Origin of the sequence: Bradyrhizobium sp. 62, from assembly GCF_023073035.1 — a bacterium.
Lineage (GTDB): Bacteria > Pseudomonadota > Alphaproteobacteria > Rhizobiales > Xanthobacteraceae > Bradyrhizobium.
The window spans coordinates 60,178-77,543 of sequence record NZ_JADPIT010000023.1 but is presented as its reverse complement, the minus strand read 5'-3'; the positions used below and the strand labels follow the sequence as shown (position 1 = coordinate 77,543).

General features: G+C 59.2%; 17 protein-coding genes. 10 read left to right on the top strand and 7 right to left on the bottom strand.

Translation table 11 applies throughout. The features are described 5' to 3' along the window. From IVB47_RS23950 to IVB47_RS23935, 4 genes are all read left to right on the top strand, one after another. On the top strand, positions 1-1,816 hold a 1,816-nt coding region (locus IVB47_RS23950; RefSeq protein ID WP_247464919.1), incomplete at its 5' end, for an AAA family ATPase. A 139-nt stretch (positions 1,817-1,955) separates the two neighbouring features. Next, positions 1,956-2,264: a UBP-type zinc finger domain-containing protein gene (locus tag IVB47_RS23945; RefSeq protein WP_247464915.1), complete on the top strand. Its 309-nt coding sequence runs from the start codon at positions 1,956-1,958 to the stop codon at positions 2,262-2,264. A 157-nt stretch (positions 2,265-2,421) separates the two neighbouring features. Continuing rightward, complete coding sequence (locus tag IVB47_RS23940; RefSeq protein WP_247464912.1) at positions 2,422-3,996, top strand: aldehyde dehydrogenase family protein; 1,575 nt, start codon at positions 2,422-2,424, stop codon at positions 3,994-3,996. 12 nt (positions 3,997-4,008) lie between these two features. Next, positions 4,009-5,757, top strand: coding sequence for a cyclic nucleotide-binding domain-containing thioredoxin-disulfide reductase (locus tag IVB47_RS23935; protein WP_247464909.1), 1,749 nt, complete (start codon positions 4,009-4,011; stop codon positions 5,755-5,757). Positions 5,758-5,999: 242 nt separating this feature from the next. Here IVB47_RS23935 and IVB47_RS23930 read toward each other — a convergent pair whose 3' ends face one another. After that, a complete protein-coding gene (locus IVB47_RS23930; protein WP_247464906.1) occupies positions 6,000-6,155 on the bottom strand; it encodes a hypothetical protein in 156 nt (51 codons plus the stop codon). Positions 6,156-6,485: 330 nt separating this feature from the next. Here IVB47_RS23930 and IVB47_RS23925 point away from each other — a divergent pair, with 330 nt between their 5' ends. From IVB47_RS23925 to IVB47_RS23910, 4 genes are all read left to right on the top strand, one after another. Beyond that, positions 6,486-7,328 carry an aldo/keto reductase gene (locus IVB47_RS23925; protein WP_247465298.1) on the top strand — a complete coding sequence of 281 codons (843 nt, stop codon included), beginning with the start codon at positions 6,486-6,488 and terminating at the stop codon, positions 7,326-7,328. Between the two features lie 18 nt (positions 7,329-7,346). Further along, positions 7,347-7,808 carry a thioredoxin TrxC gene (gene trxC, locus IVB47_RS23920; RefSeq protein WP_247464904.1) on the top strand — a complete coding sequence of 154 codons (462 nt, stop codon included), beginning with the start codon at positions 7,347-7,349 and terminating at the stop codon, positions 7,806-7,808. Positions 7,809-8,534: 726 nt separating this feature from the next. After that, complete coding sequence (locus tag IVB47_RS23915; protein WP_247464901.1) at positions 8,535-8,924, top strand: BLUF domain-containing protein; 390 nt, start codon at positions 8,535-8,537, stop codon at positions 8,922-8,924. 574 nt (positions 8,925-9,498) lie between these two features. Beyond that, complete coding sequence (locus tag IVB47_RS23910) at positions 9,499-9,885, top strand: hypothetical protein (RefSeq protein WP_247464898.1); 387 nt, start codon at positions 9,499-9,501, stop codon at positions 9,883-9,885. Between the two features lie 454 nt (positions 9,886-10,339). Here IVB47_RS23910 and IVB47_RS23905 read toward each other — a convergent pair whose 3' ends face one another. Beyond that, the gene (locus tag IVB47_RS23905) at positions 10,340-10,930 is read right to left on the bottom strand and encodes a GAF domain-containing protein (RefSeq protein ID WP_247464895.1); all 591 of its coding nucleotides are present in this window, start codon (positions 10,928-10,930) and stop codon (positions 10,340-10,342) included. A 237-nt stretch (positions 10,931-11,167) separates the two neighbouring features. On the opposite strand from IVB47_RS23905, the gene IVB47_RS23900 reads away from it, so the two are divergent. Both IVB47_RS23900 and IVB47_RS23895 read left to right on the top strand, forming a co-directional pair. Further along, on the top strand, positions 11,168-12,856 hold the full coding sequence (locus tag IVB47_RS23900; protein WP_247464892.1) for an ATP-binding protein: 1,689 nt from the start codon (positions 11,168-11,170) through the stop codon (positions 12,854-12,856). Positions 12,857-12,860: 4 nt separating this feature from the next. Continuing rightward, a complete protein-coding gene (locus tag IVB47_RS23895; protein ID WP_247464887.1) occupies positions 12,861-13,493 on the top strand; it encodes a response regulator in 633 nt (210 codons plus the stop codon). A gap of 65 nt (positions 13,494-13,558) precedes the next feature. Here IVB47_RS23895 and IVB47_RS23890 read toward each other — a convergent pair whose 3' ends face one another. From IVB47_RS23890 to grpE, 5 genes are all read right to left on the bottom strand, one after another. Further along, the gene (locus IVB47_RS23890) at positions 13,559-14,770 is read right to left on the bottom strand and encodes an alkene reductase (protein WP_256467919.1); all 1,212 of its coding nucleotides are present in this window, start codon (positions 14,768-14,770) and stop codon (positions 13,559-13,561) included. A 279-nt stretch (positions 14,771-15,049) separates the two neighbouring features. Beyond that, a complete protein-coding gene (locus IVB47_RS23885) occupies positions 15,050-15,784 on the bottom strand; it encodes a hypothetical protein (protein WP_247464882.1) in 735 nt (244 codons plus the stop codon). A 69-nt stretch (positions 15,785-15,853) separates the two neighbouring features. After that, positions 15,854-16,132 carry a chaperone modulator CbpM gene (locus IVB47_RS23880; RefSeq protein ID WP_247464879.1) on the bottom strand — a complete coding sequence of 93 codons (279 nt, stop codon included), beginning with the start codon at positions 16,130-16,132 and terminating at the stop codon, positions 15,854-15,856. Between the two features lie 2 nt (positions 16,133-16,134). Beyond that, entirely contained in the window at positions 16,135-17,046 is a 912-nt protein-coding gene (locus IVB47_RS23875) for a DnaJ C-terminal domain-containing protein (protein ID WP_247464876.1), read from the bottom strand. A 43-nt stretch (positions 17,047-17,089) separates the two neighbouring features. Beyond that, positions 17,090-17,366: nucleotide exchange factor GrpE (gene grpE, locus IVB47_RS23870; protein ID WP_247464873.1), on the bottom strand; the 277-nt coding region annotated here is incomplete at its 5' end.

Below are 17,366 nucleotides of genomic sequence, written 5' to 3'. Positions count from 1 at the left end.
CATCCTGTTCATCGACGAGATGCACACGTTGATCGGGGCCGGCAAGGCCGACGGCGCAATGGACGCGTCCAATCTGCTCAAGCCCGCGCTTGCGCGTGGCGAGCTGCACTGCATCGGCGCGACCACGCTCGACGAGTACCGCAAGCATGTCGAGAAGGATGCGGCACTGGCACGGCGCTTCCAGCCGATCTTCGTCAGCGAGCCCACAGTCGAGGACACCATCTCGATCCTCCGCGGGCTGAAGGACAAGTACGAGCAGCACCACGGCGTGCGGATCACCGATTCCGCGCTTGTTGCGGCTACAATCCTGTCCAACCGCTACATCACCGACCGTTTTCTTCCGGACAAGGCGATCGACCTGATGGACGAGGCGGCCGCGCGGCTGAAGATGCAGGTCGACTCCAAGCCGGAAGGACTCGATTCGCTCGACCGCGAGATCATCCGGCTCAAGATCGAGCAGGAGGCCCTGAAGAAGGAGAGCGATCTTGGCTCCAAGACGCGGCTTCAGGCGCTGGAGAAGGAGCTTGCCGATCTCGAGGAGAAGTCCGCGGCGTTGACCGCGCGCTGGAGCACGGAGAAGAACAAGCTCTCGAACGCCCAGAAGCTGAAGAGCGAACTCGATGCGCTTCGGGTCGAGCTTGCTAACGCGCAGCGGCGCGGCGAATTCCAGAGGGCCGGCGAGCTTGCCTATGGCAAGATTCCGGCGCTGGAGAAGCAACTGGCCGAGATCGAGGCCAATGAGAATGCGGGCGCCACGGTGGAGGAGGCAGTCACCGCCAACCATATCGCGCAGGTGGTGTCGCGCTGGACCGGCGTGCCCGTCGACAAGATGCTGGAGGGCGAGAAGGAGAAGCTTCTGAAAATGGAGGAGCAGCTCGGCCAGCGCGTGGTCGGTCAGGCTGAGGCGGTGCATGCGGTCGCGACCGCTGTGCGCCGCTCGCGGGCGGGCCTGCAAGATCCGAACCGGCCGATGGGCTCGTTCATGTTTCTCGGGCCGACTGGCGTCGGCAAAACCGAGCTGACTAAAGCCTTGGCGGAGTACTTGTTCGACGACGAGACCGCGATGGTCCGCCTCGACATGTCCGAGTACATGGAGAAGCATTCGGTCTCGCGGCTGATCGGCGCGCCCCCGGGCTATGTTGGCTATGACGAGGGCGGCGCGCTAACCGAAGCGGTGCGGCGCCGGCCCTACCAGGTCGTTCTATTCGACGAGATCGAGAAAGCGCATCCGGACGTGTTCAACGTGCTCCTGCAGGTGCTCGATGACGGCCGTCTGACCGATGGCCAGGGCCGCACCGTCGATTTCCGTAACACGCTGATCATCATGACCTCGAACCTCGGTTCGGAGTTTTTGGTGAATCAGCCGGAAGGCGAGGACACCTCGGCGGTGCGCGAGCAGGTGATGGGAATGGTGCGCGGGCATTTCCGTCCCGAATTCCTCAACCGTGTCGACGAGATCATCCTGTTCCATCGGTTGCAACGCAGCGAGATGGGACGCATTGTCGAGATCCAGTTCGCCCGGCTTCAAAAGCTGCTGGACGAGCGCAAGATCACGCTCACGCTCGATGCGGACGCCCGGGATTGGCTCGCCGCCAAGGGCTGGGATCCAGCCTATGGCGCTCGGCCGCTGAAGCGGGTGATCCAAAAATATCTGCAGGATCCCCTGGCCGAGATGATCCTCGCAGGCGAGGTGAAGGACGGCGACAAGGTCGCGATCTCCGTGGAAGGCAATGTGCTGACATTCAACGGCAAGGCGCCGCAGACGGCGGAAATAGCGCAGTTCAACGCGCCATCTCCGAAACGGCGATTGCACTGAACGGCCTACCTGGACGCCGGCATAGTGCGCTGCGCCGGGGCGTATCAGACATAACTGGTAAGGTTAGGACGGCTCGCTCAGCAACGGGCGGGGATTGAGGACAGACCGAACGCAGCATACAGATATTAAGCAGGATGACATGGCACAGCGTTGCAGACACCTGGCAGGAATTCACGACGTCGTTCCCAAGTCCCTTGGATGTGAAGAATGCCTGCAACTAGGCGATCCGTGGCTGCACCTCCGCGTCTGCCGAACTTGCGGTCATGTCGGTTGCTGCGACCAGTCACCCAATCGACACGCGACGAAGCATTTTCATGCCACCAGTCACCCAATCATCGAAGCCTATGATCCGCCCGAAGGCTGGGGCTGGTGCTATGTTGATGAATTGATGTTTGACTTGTCGGATCGACCCACCCCGCAATTAGGTCCGATCCCAAGGTTTTATTGACGCGCTGCACGATCAGAGGCTCTGCCCGCGTGGGCGAACCTTACAGGAGCAGTCGAATGCACGATGCTTTCCCCCGTCTACGTTGACGGCTGTCAAGGTGGAACGTTGCTCGACGCGCCATCGTCAGCTGCGAAAGCAAGCTGCCAAGGAGATGGACATGGTCGCGCGCAGTGCCAGCCGTAGTTCCGACCGACAGGATGCCAAAGTACCGGATGGCACCAGAGTTCAAACGAGCGATCCGCAACCTTATGATCAGTTGGAGCTGCTGCCGATTGCCGGAAACTGGCGCCATGGGCAGGCAGAGCATAGGCTGATCGACACGAATCCATTTACCGGCTATGTCCTCCTCGAAATCAAGCAGGCCGATCGTCGGGATCTTGATACTGCGTTTGCGGCGGCTGCCAAGGCTCAGGTGCAGTGGGCTGGCTCAGCACCGGCGGCGCGGGCGCACGTGTTTCGCCGCGCGGCGGACGTGATGGAAGCGCGCCGTGGCGAAATCGTCGATTGGCTGATCAAGGAATCCGGCAGCACGCGACTGAAGGCGAACCTAGAGTGGGAAGTGACTCACACGGTCATGCTGTGGGCCACCTCGGTGCCCCATGCGGTCGAAAGCCGATCAATTCCGTCCGACATTCCGGGCAAGGAAAATCAGGTGCGGCGCAATCCGGTCGGAGTAGTCGGGGCGATCAGCCCTTGGAACTGGCCGCTCCACCTGAGCAATCGCACAATCGCGCCGGCGCTCGCGGTAGGAAACGCCGTTGTGGTGAAGCCGGCAAGTGATACGCCGGTCACGGGCGGATTGTTGTTGGCGAAAATCTTTGAGGAGGCCGGCCTGCCGGCGGGGCTCCTGAGCGTCGTTGTCGGCTCCGGCAGTGAAATCGGCGACGCGTTCGTCAGTCATCCCGTTCCACGGGTCATTTCGTTTACCGGGTCGACGCCTGTCGGTCGCAGGATCGCGGAACTTGCAGCGAAGGCGCCGATCATCAAGCGCGTTGATCTGGAGCTCGGGGGCAATGCGCCCTTCGTTGTGCTCGCGGACGCCGATCTGGACCAGGCCGTAGAGGCCGCAGTGTTCGGCAAGTTTCTACACCAGGGCCAGATCTGCATCGCTATAAACCGCATCATCGTCGAGGAGCCCGTCTATCAGACGTTCGTTGATCGCTTTACGGAGCGGGTGGCGAGATTGAAAACAGGCGATCCCCGCGATGGCGATACCATGATCGGGCCGATCATCAACAAATCGCAGCTTGAGAAGCTGATGGCACGCGTTCGCCGAGCCGGCGACGACGGCTGCAAACAATTGCTCGGAGGCGAGCCGGACGGACTCGTGTTGCCGCCGCATGTGTTCGTGAACGTCACTAACCATATGGACCTTGCAGCAGAAGAAATATTTGGTCCGGTGGCGCCGATCCTCCGGGTCAGCAATGCCGAAGAAGCCTTGGCTGTGGCCAATGAAACGAGTTTTGGACTAAGCGGCGCCGTATTCACCCGCGACGTCCACCGGGGCGTGCACTTTGCCCAGCGAATGCAGGTCGGGATGGCCCATATCAATGATCAACCCGTCATCGACCTGCCGACCTGTCCGTTTGGCGGCGAGAAAAATTCCGGCATTGGCCGATTCAACGGATCTTGGGCGATCGAGGCTTTCACGACGGACCAGTGGTTGACCACGCAGCACGCGCCGCGAGGTTTTCCCTGGAATGCTTCCGCCGTGCAGGGGCCGTGGTCCTGAAAGGGGCATAGGATGGACGACCTATCCAATACGGTTGTCGCCGGTCTCCAGACGAGCGGCAACGGCATGCTTGAGTCCCGCCACGAGCACATGTTTCCCAAATTCGCGCCGGACGAGATCGACCGCATGCGCCGGTTCGGCGAGATAAAACACTATGACGTGAATCAATATCTATTCCGGACGGGTGAGAGTCCGGCGGGCATGTTCGTCATGATTGCCGGCCGGGTATCCATCGAAGCTCGCAATCGACCTGGCCGGACGGAGAAACTGTTGGAATTGGGTGCAGGCGAAATCATCGCCGAGGTCGCCCAACTCTCCGGTGGACCCGCCCTGGTCGATGCGCGCGCGACCGAGCCCGTTGAAGCGCTGCTTGTTCTGCCGGCGAGACTTCGCGCTTTGCTGATCGCCGATGTTCAACTCGGCGAGCGCATCATGCGCGCCCTTATTTTGCGACGGGTGTTCCTCATCGAGGCGGGCGCCGGCGGCCCTTGTCTCATCGGGCATGACGGCCATCCCGGCATGGTGCGTCTGCTGGAATTTTTGGCGCGCAACGCCTATCCGCACCAGTTGCTGGACCCCGCAAAGGATCCGGATGCGCAAGCATTGTTGGAGCACTATCCTTGCAAGTCGGAAGAATTGCCGCTGGTCGTCTGTCCGAACGGGACCATTCTGAAAAATCCGAGTGAAGCTGACTTGGGGCGCGCCCTGGGGATGGTGCCTCCAGATCTCGAAGGGCGCCGATATGACGTAGCAATTGTGGGTGCTGGCCCAGGAGGACTTGCGGCTGCCGTGTATGCGGCATCCGAGGGTTTGTCGGTCGGCGTCTTCGAGGCGCGGGCATTCGGGGGGCAGGCCGGTGCCAGCAGCTGTATCGAAAATTATCTGGGATTTCCGACGGGAATTTCAGGCCAGGCGCTGGCGGGGCGGGCCTATGTGCAGGCACAGAAGTTCGGCGTGGAGATGATCATCCCCGAGACGGTCGCGAACCTTCGTTGTGAGCACTATCCATTCGCGATCGAGCTCTCCGATGGTCGGAGTGTCATCGCGCTGAGCGTAGTGATCGCGAGTGGCGCGCGCTATCGCAGGCCGAGCATACGGAATTTGGAGCATTTCGAGGGGCGGGGAGTGTGGTATTGGGCCTCCCCGATCGAGGCTCGTCTATGCCGAAACGAGGAGGTGGCGCTGGTCGGCGGAGGCAACTCCGCAGGGCAAGCGGCGGTGTTTCTAAGCCACTATGCCAAGAAAGTATGGATGCTTGTGCGGGGACCCAGCCTGGCTGCGAGTATGTCGCAATATCTGATCGATAGGATCGCGGCGACAGAGAATATCGAGTTGCTCACCTGCACGGAGATCGTAGGGTTATCGGGTAACGAGCAGGGCCAGTTGGAACAGGTCCGCTGGCGCGACAGGACAGGCGCGGAAGTTGAGAGAACAATCCGCAACGTCTTCATGTTCATCGGTGCAGAGCCCGCAACGGAGTGGCTCAGCGGTTGCAACGTCAGCCGCGACAGCAAGGGGTTCGTGCGAACAGGCTCGAACATACCCCCTGACGACCTTCTATCGGCTGCCGGCGCGAGCGTGCCGTCGCTCGAGTCGAACGTGGCGGGTGTGTTTGCAGTGGGTGATGTTCGTTTCGGATCCGTCAAGCGCGTTGGCGCGGCAATCGGCGAGGGAGCAACCGTTGTGCCGCAGATTCACGCGTTTCTGGAGATGGTGCGGACCAGCCGAAGCGAAGAGCTCGTGCAAGCCGCCGCGGAATGATAAAGAGCTGCAAGCGGTTCGTGAAGAAGATCGCTCGCATATGACGCCTGTCAATGCGAGTGGCGGCGATAAATGGCAAACCTGTCCAATGAGCGCGCAACTTCTCCCGACAAGATGCCGCCGCCGCGCCCAGAGGGCGTGCGGCAGTTCCAACGACTGTTTCGCGAGGCAGCTGGTCTCAACTCGGACAAGGCTGCCCTCAAGCGCTGCGAGGATTTCATGACCACAGGATCCGTCGGCTGTTACTGCGCGCCGAGGCCGACGCCAAAGCTGGCGGCGACGTCCTGATCGAGCCATGGAACCTCCCGATCACCGCCGGCCTTCAGGAGTGCATCGTGCAATTCAGGAAGATGGATGAAACGATAGAACTGGCGCCGATCCTCGGCCGTCTCGCTCATCGGCCGCCGCTGCAATTCAGCTATAGCGACGAGACCGAAGCAACTGCCGGACCCTGCCGGGGGATTGAGCGTCGCGGTCGCACGAGCATTGAAGATCATCGAGCCGGAATTGAAAATCCGCAGACCACGCAGCGGGAGCTCGCCTTCGCGGATATTCGAGCTGCTGCTGTAACCTGTAGCACCTAATCTTGCTGGAGTTCGCACATCGATATCGAATTCATTTTTTGATGACCTCGTTTAACGAGCTCGGCAGGGGCGATGTTCAATTTGAAATCCGTCGCTCGGGCCAGCATGAAGATGTGAATGATCAGGGAGTGCCCTATGACTTTGATGGAGACCACTCGGACAATCGCGCTTCCTTCAGGTGAACATATTCCGAGGCTCGGCCAAGGGACTTGGCACATGCCCGAAAATCCGCTGAACCGATCGCAGGAAGTCAACGCGCTGCGTCTCGGCATCGATCTCGGCATGAGTCTGATCGATACTGCCGAAATGTATGCGGACGGTGGTGCCGAGCTTATCGTCGGCGAGGCTATCAAAGGGCGGCGGGAAGAGATTTTTCTGGTGAGCAAGGTGCTACCTCAGAACGCCACGCGGCACGGCACAATGGCGGCCTGCGACCGAAGCCTGGCTCGGCTTGGAGTCGATGAGATTGACCTCTATCTGCTGCATTGGCGGGGGTCGGTTCCGCTGGAAGAGACCGTCGATGCCTTCGAAACTCTGGTGGGTGCGGGTAAGATCCGAAACTGGGGCGTCAGTAATTTCGACGTTGCCGACATGCAAGAACTCGTCGACTTGCCCAATGGTGCAAACGTTGCGACCGATCAGGTGCTCTACAACCTCGCGCGCCGCGGCATCGAGTACGATCTCATGCCTATGTGCCAGCGCAGCGGCCTGCCGGTTATGGCCTATTCACCGATCGAGCAGGGTCGTGTGTTGCATCACCTCACGCTCAAGACGATTGCAGCGCGCCTCGACGCGACACCGGCACAAGTGGCGCTGGCTTGGGTGCTGCGCCAGGATGGCGTATGTGCGATACCGCAATCAGGCAAGCCGGAGCATGTGCGCGAGAACCGTGGCGCGCTCGACGTTCGGCTGACGCCTCAGGATCTGGCCGAGCTCGATGAAATCTTTCCGCCGCCGGATGGCAAACAACCTCTGGCATCCCACTGATTCAGGAGACATTGAGCCATGAGCGATGAGGTGCGCCACATCGTTTGCCCACATTGCACGAGCACCAACCGCATTCCGGCCCGGAGGGATGCGCGCCAGGCGAAATGCGGACACTGTCGACAGCACCTCTTTACGGGACATTCAATGCCGGTTTCCGCCCGCAGCTTCGCCACTCACATCCAGCGCAACGATATTCCGGTCGTGGTCGATTTTTGGGCGGCATGGTGCGGGCCTTGCAAGGCGATGGCGCCGGCGTTCGAGCGCGCCGCCAGCGAGTTCGAACCCGAGCTTCGCTTCCTGAAGGTTGACACCGAGGCGGAAGCGGAGCTCTCGGCCCGCTACAACATTCGAAGCATTCCGACCCTGATGCTATTTCACAGAGGCAACGTCGTCGTTCAACGCGCCGGCGCCGTCGGTGCCGAGGCTTTGCGCGACTGGTTGCGCCAGCATGCGCCTTCAGCCGCGCCTGCACCCTCATGAGTTTCAGCAAAGGGTGCCTTTCCCTAGCTGACAGGCTCCGGGGAGCATAGGAAGGCCCAGAAAACGTTGAGTAGGATCGCCAACATCTATGACGACCTCGCGCGGCGAGCCAAGTTGATCCGCACCGTTCAGGACGCCGCAGAGTAATGCCGCTATGGATGATCGGCTTACTTGGAACCATCGCTAAATTTTCAGCGAGTACTCATCGCGTCTGCACTATCGACGGAGATGGTGGTTCGCGCCGTGATCGCCGGTGCACCGAGAGTACCTAGGCCATCGGGGCTCCGGCGGTTCCGCGTCCGAGTTTCACAACTTACCTCAAGTGCGCTTTTGAACCACATCGCTCTCCCGTCTGTTGACCCATGAATGGAGAAAGGAGGCCCCAATGCCTCGTTACTACTTTCATCAGCATGTGCGTGGCGAAAGGACTGAAGACCGGCGTGGGGAACTATTCCCGACCAACGCAGCAGCATGTCACCGAGCCGCGGAGCGTATGCCGACCGGCCTGAAGAGAGCTGCGGAGCGTTCGCGGAACACCTATGTGACCACCGAAGTCACTGACGGCATTCGGACACTATTCGTGGTGAGGGGAACAGTCATTGTTGAACGGCGGTAAAGCTGCCTCGGCGCTGTGCTAACTGTGGTTTTTGCACTCTTGTTGATTTTCGCGAATAACACTGCCGCAATTGGCGTCTTCTTTCGAGCGGGAAGGATCGAAACGTATAGATGTTTGCAACGTGGCTCTACGTCAGTTCCAGTTCGCTCGGGCAGAATGCTGACGCCGAGATCGCCAACATTCGAAGTATCGCGGAAGCTCGAAATCATGAACTTGGGCTAACGGGTGTTTTGCTGTTCTCCGGTCGCCACTTTGCTCAGTTCCTTGAAGGCGCAGAGGCTAACCTCGATATCATGAAGGGTTCGATTGGTAGCGATGATAGGCATACCGGCCTTGTGACGTTGCAGGCAGACCCGGTCGAAAAAAGAAGGTACGGGCGTTGGGCATTGGCTTATTCGGGGGCCACCCATATCGACGGGGTCCTTGCTGACGCTCTGCGAAAAAACGACGGGGGAAAACTATTGCGCTACATGGACGAGTTTGTAGCGAAGCGTCACTGAATCTGCTCTTTCCCAAATTGAAGCGCGCCTGAAGCTGATCATCTGAGGCGTTTTCTGATCCCGGAAGGCGATGTCAAACCTCGTGATCGCCACATGGATCGCAATCCCTACCTGCGCCGTACGTATAACGATGCTCTCTTTCCGCCCACTCTTGCCAACCCGATTAAGGACCGTGCCATGCGCGAGCCAATGGGCAACGGTCCCAATTGGCGCTGTACGGGTTTCCGACGCGGGCAAGGCGGCGTTGTCGATAGCAGGCAGCATTCCGCAGCCGGCAGCGGCCAGGGTGGCCGCGCACTCGAAGTCGCCGCGATGGAAATGATCGATGGCTGCGTGTATTTGGCGCATCGAAGCGTATCTGACAGAGGTTTGGATGAATGGCAGGCTGATTATTTTGATCTCTCCGTCTCGGTCGCTATCCAACGGAGCTCACGTGGTGGCCGCAGTTCGCCGTTAAAGAGGTTCGAGATATCCCGTCGCTGCATCGGATCGCTGCAAGTGGCGCCTATCCGGCTGGCGCTGGTCTGTCGGTTGCGAACCAGACGCAGCATTTTTGCGCATTCTGGACAAAGATATGACCCAAAGCTTCTGTCCATCGGTACTTGCCCTGTTTGAACAGTCGATGTTTTTCTACATTGCCGAGATTGCGGCCATGATGCTCGTCAATGAATTGAGAAGAAGTTGCCCAGAGAGGCTTGCTGGTGGCCCAGGACTGGTAGGGCGAGCGGAAGGGAGTTTCGCCGCGGCGGATTGGAATGCTTTATCCTCGATACGGCTGCGATGCCGAGGTGCGCTCGGACACCTCGCTAAGGAAATCCTCGGGCTTGGTGAAGAACGAGTTTTCCACGAGAACGCCCCCCATCACGACGACGGGATGCGTGCGAAGAATGTCGATCGCCAGGGCCGTGTTCAGGAGATGGACGTCGAAGGTGCAAATGACCGCATCATCGAAGTTCGATAGCACGCCATTGAGCCGCATTTCGTATTCCGCCCAATCATTCCTGCTCTTCCAATTGTCCAAGGCGGTTTCGGAGTGTGCGATCAATGCGCGTAAGCGGGAATCCAAGCGCGGCCCCGTTCCCGAGCACTTGCTGGATGAGATTGAGCATGTCTTCCTTGTCGAAACGACCTGTTCGCAAATACGTGTCTTGCGGCAGTGCGATCTCGAGCTGACCCGATCGTTGCGCGGCCTCAACGTCTATGCCGGCGCTCCGAAGTCGTGTCACGTGATCGTCGACATGCCGTTCAGGCAGCACGTGGAAAGCGCGGTGACCGCAATCCAGGCCGTCGCAGATAAACGGCAGAAGCGTATTGTACTCGTCATTCGCCGAGCAAAAGAAGCACAAACATGCCGATGTCCGCGAAGCATGGAGCCGGCGAAGGGAATGGGGGCCGCGGAAGAGCACATAAGGGCCCTATCTTCGTTGAAACGTGCGAGTGTCCGATCCTTCAGCGTCGCGGTACGCGAAGGTCTGCTGCGGAGCTCCATCCTTGAGACACTCGGCAAAGCGGACGGCTACCCGTTCCATTGGCGTGGGATCGTACTGAGTATCTTCCCAGGGCCGGCGAAAATGTACCGTGAGCACGCCCCAGAGCTGGCCGTTATCAACGATGATAGGCGTAGAATGCGCCGCTGCGACGCCTGCTTGTTGTAACGCTGCCAGCTCGCGCGTGCCGACAAACAGGTAACTGGCGGCAATGTTGCCGACAACGACACGCATGCGCTGCGTCAACGCTGCCGCACAAGTAGAATTCGTATCTCGGCGAACCATTTGAAACAAATTCAGAACTTGATCGGGAAATCCGCAACTGGCGACGATCCTGAGGCAGTCTTCCGCGCTATCGTATTGCTGCACAGTGCCGAAATCTGCTTGGGCAGCCCTGATGGCGGTCGTCAGAGCCTTTTGGATCGCTTCGCCGCCGGGCTCCGCGCGGGCCGGTGGACGGACGTCATCTTGGAAAGTGTTGCCGGATCTCGTCTCTGAGCCGGGCTTGCGGTTTTGCATAGGACAATCCTCGCGGCAGGATGCCATAAAGCGTAGCATGAACTTTGTAAGGCCGCCGTCCACTACGTAGTTTTGCTTACTTGAATTCAGCATCTCATAGACGACCGATTGTTGCTTGGGAGTCTTGGAACGCTGTCCTTGGTGTCGATGAGACGTCGGGAATCGAACGATCGGGTACCATCGCCCGTTGGGGGAAAAGATAGCAAGCCCGCAACATGGATCGGGATCAGAGCGCTAATGCCTTGGGTGGAAGAGCTTGCAGATTCCGGCGAACTCCGGCGCTGCATCAGGGACTTAGCGGCACTTTCGACCTTGCCTGCCCTTTGGGAGAGGTACTCTGCGAAGGAAATAGCCGACAGCGTGGCTCTTGCTCTCCAGTCGATCCTGTCGGCTGACTTCGTGCATGTCAGTCTTTCTGTCGGACAGGACGAGGCGCCAATCACGGCAACGCATGGGCCACGCGGACCAATGCCGCGGGAAGTCACTGAGGCGATCCGGCTCGAGATTACGCCTGAATGGTTTAAAGGTGCAGGGCGGCCTCAAGTGATACCCAATCCGCTTGGCCGCGGCAGCGCAAACATCGCAACTGCCGCAGTCGGACTGGGTCGATCCATACTTGTGGCCGGGTCGTCTGGTCCCGGGTTCCCGAGAGAGACCGATCGGCTTATGCTCGGCGTCGCTGCAAGTGATGTCGCAATAGCGTTGCAGCGTAAGCAAGTGGAGGCGGACGAACGACGTTTTGTAGCACTGGTCGAGCGATCACCTGACTTCGTTGCCTTTTCGGACCTGAATGGCAGGTTGCAGTTCGTCAATTTGGCCGGCCGGCAGCTGGTGGGGATTGAGCCGACAGATGACGTTTCGAACTTGCACGTGGTCGACTTCGTTAGCTCGAGCGATGAGGAACGTCTGTTGAACCAATGTTGGCCCGTCGCTTTGACAGATAGACGGTGGATGGGAGAACTTAGCCTATGTAATTTCAAGGCGGGGGAGAAAATCCCATTCTTGGTTGATATTTTCAGGATCGACGACCCTCGGGGCCACGGGCCGATGAACGTTGCCATGGTCGGCCGAGATCTCAGAAGGCAAAAACAAGCCGAAGGCGAACTGCGGCGTTTGAACGAGTCGCTCGAACGAAGCGTGGAGCTCCGTACCGCCGAACTGATGGCGGAGATCACAGAACGAAAGCGGGCGGATGAACGCTCGCGTGAATTGCAGTCAGCTCTCTCGCATGCGGGCCGGCTAAGCGTTGCCGGCGAAATGGCTGCTGCTCTGGCGCACGAGTTGAACCAGCCGCTCACGGCGGTTGCGAATTCGGCCAACGCTGCACTACGTCTTCTTGCGCGATCCGGGTCGGTGCGGACGGAGTCGATGCGCGAGATACTGGATGATGTCGCCGGGCAGGCATTACGCGCCGGCCAAATACTTCGGCGTCTTCGCGACTTTATCACCCGCGGGGAGAGCGAAAAGAAGATCGAGGACATCGAGACGCTAATTCGCGAAGCGAGCGCATTTGCGCGTACCGGCTTCGAAAGCTTGCAGGTTTCGATAAGTTTGTTTTTCGATCCCCGCGTATCGCATATTTACGCAAATAGAATTCAGATCCAGCAGGTCTTAGTAAATTTGATCCGCAATGCGCTCGAAGAAGTCGCGAGCGTACCGCAAGCCAAAATTGATGTTGTGACGCGACAAATCGGCAACGAGGAGATCGAGATATCCGTGGCCGACAATGGGCGCGGCGTGGTGCTGCACGTGATCGATACGCTGTTTCAACCTTTTATCTCGACGCGACACGACGGTATGGGGTTAGGTCTCGCCATCTGTCGTTCAATTGTGGAGTCGCACAGTGGGAAACTTTGGTACGAGCCAAACCCCAATGGCGGCGCCATGTTTCGATTCACTCTCTCGTCCGCGGAGCCAACGGAATAGGACCATGCCGAATGACGTAGTGTACATCGTGGATGACGATGCAGCCGTTCGCCGATCGCTTGGACGACTGCTTGAGTCAGTTGGCTTTGTTACACATTCGTTTGAGGCACCGGTCGAGTTTTTGGGTGCAGCTCCCCATCTTGCAAGTGGCTGTGTCCTGCTGGACGTGCGTATGGCCGTGATGAGCGGTCTCGAAGTGCAGGCGGCACTCGACAGGATGGGCTGCACGATTCCTGTTGTCGTTATGACGGGCCAGTCTGACGTACCGACGGCGGTCCGGGCCATGAAGGCCGGCGCGGTGGATTTCCTTGAGAAGCCGTTCGATGATGAAGTGCTGCTCGATGCGATTGAACGCGCGCTGGCGCGGTCCGGTCGTCCACACCAAGCTCGTGAGGCGTCAGAGGCGTGGAACCGGATTGCTGCCCTTAGCCAACGAGAGCGCCAGGTTCTCGATGAAATTGCAGGCGGACAACCGAACAAGATAATTGCCTTCAGGCTTGGCATCAGCATCAGAACGGTCGAGGTACATCGGGCGCGAATGTTGCATAGGTTGGGAGTGCGTCAGGTCGCAGAGGCTGTGCGGCTATTGGTATTGGCCGGTTTGAATCGGCAAGGCGTGCTTCGACAATCCCACTAGGTAATACTTTTCGGAATGCCGCGAGGACGATCAATATTTTCATGCGTGTTGGCGCCTCTGCTGCATCATCGCCAACGCTGGTCGACACAGGCCTTCGCCTTTTCGCCGCGGTCCTGTTCCAGCGAAGGATAGTCCGTGTAACCTTTCTCGCCGCCACCATAATACGTCGTCGGGTCGTCCACGTTCAGTGGTGCATTGGCGCGCAGCCGTTCGGGCAGGTCGGGATTGGCGATGAACTTGCGGCCGAATGCGATCAAGTCGGCCTGGCCATCGCGTAGCCATTGCGCGGCGGTATCGGCGTTGAAGCCTCCAGCAACGATGAGCGTTCCCTGATATTTGTTCCGGATCAGCCGGGTCATGTGGAGGGCGTAGGGCTCCGGCTTCTCGCCTTTCTGCATCTGTTCAAGCGCGGGATTGACGATGTGCAGATAGGCCAAACCATAGCCGGAAAGTTGCTCGACGACGTAAGCGAACGTCGATTCCGGAGCGTCGTCGCTGATGTCGTTCATCTTGCCGAGAGGTGAGAGCCGGACGCCGATCCTGTCCGCCCCGAGAATGGGAATCAGGGCTTCCGTGATTTCAAGCAGAAGCCGCGCCCGATGTTGAACTGATCCGCCATAAGCGTCGCTGCGGCGGTTGGTGCCGCTCTCGATGAACTGATCGATCAGATAGCCGTTGGCCGCATGAATCTCGATCCCATCGAACTTGGCGGCCTCCGCGTTTCTCGCCGCGCGCTCATACTGTTTGATAAGGTATGGCATCTCCTCTAACGTTAAGGCGCGTGGACGCACAAATGGAACCAGTTCTCCCTCGCCACGCTCGTTTTCGATGAAGGCCCTGCCCTTGGGCGTGATCGCCGAGGGCGCAACGGGGAGCATGTTGTCGGGCTGCAGGGCCGGATGCGAAATGCGACCGACGTGCCAAAGCTGGTTGAAGATCAGTCCATTAGCCTCGTGTACAGCGTTCGTGACCTGCCGCCAGGCGTCGACTTGTTCGCGGCTATGGATACCCGGGGTCCAGGCATAGCCCTGGCCTTGCATCGAAATCTGGGTGGCCTCGCTTATGATCAGGGCGGCAGACGCGCGCTGCGCGTAATAGCAGGCCGCGAGTGGAGACGGCACATTGCCGGGCTGTCGGGCTCTTGAACGGGTCAATGGCGCCATGACCACCCTATGGGGCAGGCTGAACGGCCCAAGCTGACATCCTTGGAAGAGGGGGTTCGCTTCCCCATTTGGAACCGGGTGGAGCGCGCGGACGTGCGTTGTAGTGGTGACCATATTGCCTCACGTCGGAGGAGCTAACTGATCCAGGCCTTTGGTAAGGAGGTTGTTTGAAGATCTTTGGATCTCTACACCGTAATATATCCGCGGATCGCTAGATCGCGCTGACAATCGTCAATGCTCTGACCTTAAAGGAGAGGGGGGTGGTCACGCAGCGACAGAGACCATCGACATTCTCTATAAACGCCGGCGCCGTCATTTACGCGACGTGACAGCCGCTGTCGGCTATTCGTAAGTGGTTCCAGTGTTGCTTCAAATGTGGCCCTCGACTTACGGTCAAGACTCAATTGGGACGCGCGTGATCGTTCGTCCCAGTTCATCGGTGACAACGACAGACAAGCCAGACCAGCCGCCATCCCGCGCCAGCTCACGAGCAATGGTGAGTCCACGTTCCGTGGCGTGAACGGGCGAGAGGAAAAAGCTACCGCATTCGTCGGGATAGGTCGCTCCGTTCTCAATATGAAAGAAGAAACGGCCTCCTTCTGCGGGTTTCGTCGTTTGCTGATCGGCGACTTGCTGTCCCCCATTCAGGCGATCTAGATGGCAGCGCGCCGCGTACCTCAGGGGTTCCGTGATCGTGGCGATCAGTGGTTCAACATCCTCAGAAAAAGGACGTCCGATCCGCTGGTGAACGCCAAGAATGACGGAATGACCCGCAGTATCCGAGAGTCGCGTTCCCAGGATGTCCCGAACGCCGCAGCTCAGCACAAATTCATTGTACCACTCGCTTCTCCGCAAAAGTGCCTCGGGAAGACACGTTGAGAGCATAGTCCAGCGTGCATCCAGCAAAGGCGAGTATGGATCGAGCGCGGCGTAATGGTCGACGTAGCGGGGCTTGAACTCGGCGCTGAGACCGCAAAAGACGGCTTCGTCGACCGTACCTGTCGTCTTGTTCGTGACAATCAGCGCCGCACCCGCCACGCCGGCCTTATCCATCAGCCTTTGAAGCGCTTTTGGCCAGGCATCCCGTGACATTGCGGCGTCGCGAAGTGTCGAGAGAAGTGACTGCATGATCCGTGGCCAGAAGAGATTAGCGGAGCCCGAACGCGCAAGCTCATGATAGCCGATCAATCGCAAACATCAATGCGGGCGGTCAGACGTTGTGGTCCGCATCGCCTGGATGTCTCGCAGCAGGCAACGCAGCCCATATAGTTGATCCAGCAGATGCAGGACCAGCGCGATACCTTCTTCGTTGACACCCAGGTCGTCCTTGAGATCCTGGATGAGGCGCACGCGGGCGAGATCCTGCTCGGAAAACGGATGCCCTGGTTGATGCGCTACCAGCCATTCCGCATCCACCCAGGCTTCAATCGTGGAGGAATCGAGGTGAGATCGATTGGCGAATTCCTGAAGCTGCATTGTCACACTCTCATCGACTGTCTTGGGCTATCAGAAGGCTGCCAACCGCTCACGAACCGTTCGAGATCCGGATCTGGCTTTTTCGGCAAAACCAATTTCAGCGTGACGTACTGGTCCCCCCTGCTACCATCGGCCCGCGGAACGCCGCGTCCCTTGATTCGAAGAACCCGGCCGGAGCTCGACCATTTCGGCACAGAGACCGCGACAGCGCCGCTCACGGTGGGTACCTTGAGTTTTGCGCCCAACACGCCTTCTTTCAGTGAGATCGGCAGGTCCAGGTGGATGTCGTCGCCTTTGCGGACGAAGTAGGAGTGCGGCAGGACACTGATCTCGATCAAGGCGTCGCCTGGCGGACTGTCCCCGGTTCCCCGACGACCCTTCCCCTTCAAGCGCAGAATCTGGCCGTCGCTGGTACCGGGAGGAATGTTGACCTCGAGCGTCGTCCCGTCGGGCAGGACGATGGATTGCTTGCCGCCATTCACGGCATCGAGAAAGTTGAGCTCAAGATGATATCGGACGTCAGCCCCGCGTCCGCGCCGGGTGGTGCGGCCGGCACGTCCAAAGATCTCGGAGAGGATATCATCGCTACCGGCGAAGTCACTGAAATCGGCAAAGCCCGCCCCACTGCTGTAGCCCGATGCGCCTTCACGATCGGCGAAATCACGGTAGTATTGCCGGGGCTGCTGCTCAGTACCTGACGCATCGATCTCGCCGCGGTCGAAGCGTGCGCGCTTGTCCGGATCGCTCAGCAGATTGTAGGCGGCAGAAAGTTCCTTGAATTTGTCCTCTGCCCCCTTGTTGCCGGGATTAAGATCGGGATGCAGCTTCTTGGCGAGCCGACGGTAGGCCTTCTGAATGTCGGCCTGTGTCGCGTCTCTCTTGACGCCCAGCGTTGCATAGGGGTCTGCAGCCAACACCAGCTCCTGTTATGCGTCGGCCCGCCGAGCAGACCGCGGTTCATTGTTGCGGGGATGACGGCGACTGTGGTTTAGGCGGCTTGGCTACCACGACGCGGGCCGGCCGCAAGAGACGGTCGTGAAGCATGTAGCCATTTTCCAAGACGTCCGCGACGTTCCCAGGTGACTGATCGGACCGATCAGTTTCCATCACTGCTTCGTGCTTCATCGGGTCGAATGGCCGATTTAGAGCCTCAATTTCCTCCACACCGAAGCGTTTCAGGATCTGTGACAGGATACGATTGGTGGCGACGACTCCGGCCAGCAGGCCGTCGTCG

What these genes read in the sequence shown, in the direction of transcription:
- IVB47_RS23945 (WP_247464915.1), top strand. Translation starts at nt 1,956, where the DNA reads ATGGCACAGCGTTGCAGACACCTGGCAGGAATTCACGACGTCGTTCCC.
- IVB47_RS23940 (WP_247464912.1), top strand. Translation starts at nt 2,422, where the DNA reads ATGGTCGCGCGCAGTGCCAGCCGTAGTTCCGACCGACAGGATGCCAAA.
- IVB47_RS23935 (WP_247464909.1), top strand. Translation starts at nt 4,009, where the DNA reads ATGGACGACCTATCCAATACGGTTGTCGCCGGTCTCCAGACGAGCGGC.
- IVB47_RS23930 (WP_247464906.1), bottom strand. Translation starts at nt 6,155, where the DNA reads ATGAGCGAGACGGCCGAGGATCGGCGCCAGTTCTATCGTTTCATCCAT.
- IVB47_RS23925 (WP_247465298.1), top strand. Translation starts at nt 6,486, where the DNA reads ATGGAGACCACTCGGACAATCGCGCTTCCTTCAGGTGAACATATTCCG.
- trxC (WP_247464904.1), top strand. Translation starts at nt 7,347, where the DNA reads ATGAGCGATGAGGTGCGCCACATCGTTTGCCCACATTGCACGAGCACC.
- IVB47_RS23915 (WP_247464901.1), top strand. Translation starts at nt 8,535, where the DNA reads ATGTTTGCAACGTGGCTCTACGTCAGTTCCAGTTCGCTCGGGCAGAAT.
- IVB47_RS23910 (WP_247464898.1), top strand. Translation starts at nt 9,499, where the DNA reads ATGACCCAAAGCTTCTGTCCATCGGTACTTGCCCTGTTTGAACAGTCG.
- IVB47_RS23905 (WP_247464895.1), bottom strand. Translation starts at nt 10,930, where the DNA reads ATGCAAAACCGCAAGCCCGGCTCAGAGACGAGATCCGGCAACACTTTC.
- IVB47_RS23900 (WP_247464892.1), top strand. Translation starts at nt 11,168, where the DNA reads ATGCCTTGGGTGGAAGAGCTTGCAGATTCCGGCGAACTCCGGCGCTGC.
- IVB47_RS23895 (WP_247464887.1), top strand. Translation starts at nt 12,861, where the DNA reads ATGCCGAATGACGTAGTGTACATCGTGGATGACGATGCAGCCGTTCGC.
- IVB47_RS23890 (WP_256467919.1), bottom strand. Translation starts at nt 14,770, where the DNA reads ATGGTCACCACTACAACGCACGTCCGCGCGCTCCACCCGGTTCCAAAT.
- IVB47_RS23885 (WP_247464882.1), bottom strand. Translation starts at nt 15,784, where the DNA reads ATGCAGTCACTTCTCTCGACACTTCGCGACGCCGCAATGTCACGGGAT.
- IVB47_RS23880 (WP_247464879.1), bottom strand. Translation starts at nt 16,132, where the DNA reads ATGCAGCTTCAGGAATTCGCCAATCGATCTCACCTCGATTCCTCCACG.